Source organism: Arthrobacter sp. 2YAF22_2, assembly GCF_052114645.1.
Lineage (GTDB): Bacteria > Actinomycetota > Actinomycetes > Actinomycetales > Micrococcaceae > Arthrobacter.
In genome coordinates, this window is record NZ_JBFRFD010000382.1 from 1 (window position 1) to 3,673 (window position 3,673).

3 protein-coding genes and 1 pseudogene are annotated in these 3,673 nt (G+C 58.8%); all 4 read right to left on the reverse strand.

The window, feature by feature from the left end:
* Nucleotides 1-1,195, reverse strand: a 1,195-nt coding sequence (locus AB4Y86_RS14380; RefSeq protein ID WP_441402880.1) for a DUF6541 family protein, incomplete at its 3' end; no start/stop codon positions are given.
* Between the two features lie 80 nt (nt 1,196-1,275).
* Nucleotides 1,276-2,031 (reverse strand): ABC transporter ATP-binding protein, encoded by a 756-nt coding sequence (locus AB4Y86_RS14385; protein WP_441402881.1) that lies wholly within the window; start codon nt 2,029-2,031, stop codon nt 1,276-1,278.
* A gap of 1 nt (nt 2,032) precedes the next feature.
* Complete coding sequence (locus AB4Y86_RS14390) at nt 2,033-2,902, reverse strand: ABC transporter permease (protein WP_441402882.1); 870 nt, start codon at nt 2,900-2,902, stop codon at nt 2,033-2,035.
* Nucleotides 2,903-3,673, reverse strand: a pseudogene (locus AB4Y86_RS14395) (glycosyltransferase); the annotation flags it as partial.

Here is a 3,673-nt window from a genome sequence, read left to right on the forward strand (position 1 = left end):
GGTTTCGATGCCGTGCCATGACAACAACGCCCACAGCCATGAGGATGGACACCACGATTGCCGGGGGCCGGTTCATTTCGGAATTAGTCGCGAGCTCCCACAGAGAACCCAACGGTGAATGGATTGGGGGCCAGAAGGCCGCTTCGGCGATCGGTCGAACGGCCTGCCAGGCCAGCAGGACAACCGCTGTCCCCACCGCCAGGGCGCCAGACCAGGCTACCGCTGTTCTCCTCGACGCCGGCCAGCTTCGACCCCACCTGCGCCAAGATTTCACAAAAACGAATATGACAGCCGGGGTAAGGAATGCCAGGAAGGCCATCAGCGTGCTCGGGTGGGCCAACGCAAGACCTGGGATTGCTACGAGTACGGCAAGGTAGCGCATGAACGGCTGCATGTCCGGTACGGCTGACAGGTGCAATAACTGGAAGCCCAGTGCGAGGACAGCGGGCAGCAAGGAAATCGAGAGGAGGTTCGGGTAGAGCACCCCGAAGTCCACCATCATGAGGGGAAAAGTGCCGAACGCGGCAGACAGGACGCCGGCCAGGAGTGCAGCTATTTTGGATTGTCCGAGAACCTGCTGGCACAAGAAGATGCACCCCATAGGCCACACGACGGCACCAATGACGAGGTTGGTGGCGTTGACTGCGACAGGGATACTGGCCCCTGACAGCTGGGCGGTCAAGGACACGACCGCGTGCCATCCGGCCGGGTAGAACGGGATGCCGGTCATGCCGCCAACCGTCAGAGATGAAGCCTGCCCCGTGTGGAGGATGTATTGGACGGCATTGAGGTGGAATATGTTGTCGTAGGTCTGGGAAATGCTGTCGGGCGAACCGAAGGCATACACCAGTCGTGCGCCAACGGTGACGGCGGCCAGCAGCGTTCCCAGCATGGCAAAGCCAAAACGGGCGTCGAACGCCCGCTGTGGTTGCCAGGTCCTTCGACTGCGTCGACTCAGGAGGAAAGCCACCGCCGAGGCAACCGCCGCTAGAACCACGACGGGCAGCAGCGACCACGATACGCCGATAAAAGGACACACCACCGCCGTTACGGAGATGAGCGAGACTGAGAAGACGGGCGCGAGCGCGAACACTGAAAAGCCACGGGCGTGCATGGCCCACGCCAGCAACAGCCCGGGCATCAGCAGGACGGCCAATGCGGCAAAAATCGTGGGCACAGCATCAAGCCACTGCACTCGTTAGGACTCCTTCATTCTGTGTACAGCGGCGTGTTCTTGCACTGCTGTCCTTCGGCGCGATGCCGCTCAAGCCATCGCTAGCTTAGGTTCGCGGAGCGTTCTCGGAGTTCGTCAACGACGGCGTGCACTTCGCCGTCCATAACAATCTGGCCATGCTCCAACAGAACCCCGCGCTCACAAATCGTCGCTACCAAGTCCAGGTCATGGCTCACGACAAAGAGGGTTTTGCCTTTGTCCGCCAGCTCTTTAATCTTGGCGATGCATTTGCGCTGGAACGGTTCGTCGCCGACGGCTAGGATTTCATCGATCAAGAAGACTTCCGGGTCGGTGTGAACGGCGATGGAAAATGCCAAACGCAGGTACATTCCCGACGAGTAGAATTTCACCTCGGTGTCAATGAATTCACCGATCTCCGAGAATTCCACAATGGAGTCAAACATCTCATCGATCTGCCGTTCCGACATACCAAGGATGGCTCCGTTGAGGTAGACGTTATCCCGGCCGCTGAGATCGTGGTGGAAGCCCGCCCCGACCTCGATAAGCCCTGCTACTCGCCCACGGGTGCGCACCGTGCCGCCGTCGGGCTGCAGCACGCCCGAAATCAACTTCAGGAGCGTGGATTTACCGGAACCGTTAAGGCCCAAGAGTGCGACGGTTTCACCTTGCTTCACCTCAAGCGACACGTCGTTTAGCGCCAGGAACCGCTTGGAGAGATCGCCCTTGCGGCCCTTCACCAGCCAGACCAAGGCCTCCTTCAGGGATCGGGTGTGGCGCAGCACAAACTGCTTGCGGACGCCAGTACAGCTGATGGCGACGTGTCCATGTGAAGTCATCTCAGAGCTCCTGAGCAAAGTGAATGGAAAGCCGGCGGAACGTCAACTGTCCAAGGAAGAGCACCGCGAGGGATACAAGCATCGAGGCCGGGAGCCAGAGGGTGAACAGGTCGGGCGGAAGAGTGCCTGAAACAACTTGGCCCGCCTTCAGTGTTGGTTGCCAGAAAGCCCAATGGAAAACCTCAACGGCCGTCGTCATCGGATTCAACTGATATAGCCAGTACCAAGGCCCCATAACGCGTTCCACCATCGACCACACATACAGCACTGGCGACGCCCAGGTGACCACCATGACGATCATGTCAACAATGTTCTCCGAATCACGGAAATACACGTTGACGGCCCCAAACATGAGGCCAAGGCCAGTCGCGAGCACAGACACCATGACGAAGATTAGAATCACCGCGGCTAGCTGCAATATCGACGGCGCCCAGCCGACAAGGAGACAGGCGCCGATCAGCACGACCAGCTGCGGCAGGAAATGCGCAGCAGAAACCCAGACAGTTGCCACAGGAAATAGCTCCCGCGGCAGATAGATCTTCCTGATCAGATCGCGGTTGTCCACGATGGACCGCGTGGAATTGGATAACGACTCAGTAAAAAAGTTCACCAGAACTATGCCAGCAAAAAGATAGACCGCGTAATTGGGTGTTCCATGCTCGAGATTCAAGAAGATTCCGAGCGCGATGTAGTAGATCAAAAACTGCATCAGTGGTTTCACATAGGACCAAAGCAACCCCAGTACCGAGCCCCGGTAACGGATCTTGATTTCCTTGCGCACCAGCAGCTTTAGCAGGAAGCGGTCGCCGTACACATCAAGCAGTCCGCGGCCACTTCCGGGTTTAACGAACTCGTCCACTTTTCCGGCCATCTAGCTGCCGTCCTTGGCGTCCAGACCGAAGGTCTTTTTCCACGCGGCGATGGACGTGATCTCGGGGACGGCATCGCGATACTGCGCCGCCAGTTTGTCCCACTCGCGGTAGAGGCGAAGGTGCAGCCGGGTGGCTTCGGCGAGCATCGATTTGAGCTTCTTTGGATCACGCCTATACCAAGACGCGCCTGTTCCCTCGGCATTGGACACAATGACGCTGTCGTAATGAGCGAGTCTAAACCAGCGGTTGTCCCGGTGGGCTAGAAACCCTTGCGGGCGTTCTGCACTCTCCGGCGCCGGACTCTTGACCAGCTGCCGCGATACTGTCTTGAGGCCCCACTGCACCAAGTCCTTCTTGGGCGGCATCCCGATCAAGGCGCCGCCTACGGGACCGCGACCCAACTTGGGCGTCGGAAAGTCGTCAACGTTTTCCTTGAGTTGCGCGTCGGGGTAATCGGATTTAAGCGCATTAATCTCCGGCAGCTTCGAGGCCAGCACTTGGTGTAGCTCGGTGGGCCCCTTGAAGATATCCTTGAGCGCCTCGAGGCGGCCATGTTCGGTGAAGTACTGCATGGACACGAGATGCTTCACGTCAGCCTGGACTGACTCCCTAAGGACGCGGCCGCCCTTTGCGTACGGGCTGTGGATCAGGGTGGTGACCAGTCGGTTGCGTTCGTGGAAATAGGCCTGCCAGCCGACCATGTCGTCCTTGTCCATCCACGAGACGTGCCAGACGGCCGCTCCGGGAAGGGAGACTGTAGAGAACCCAGC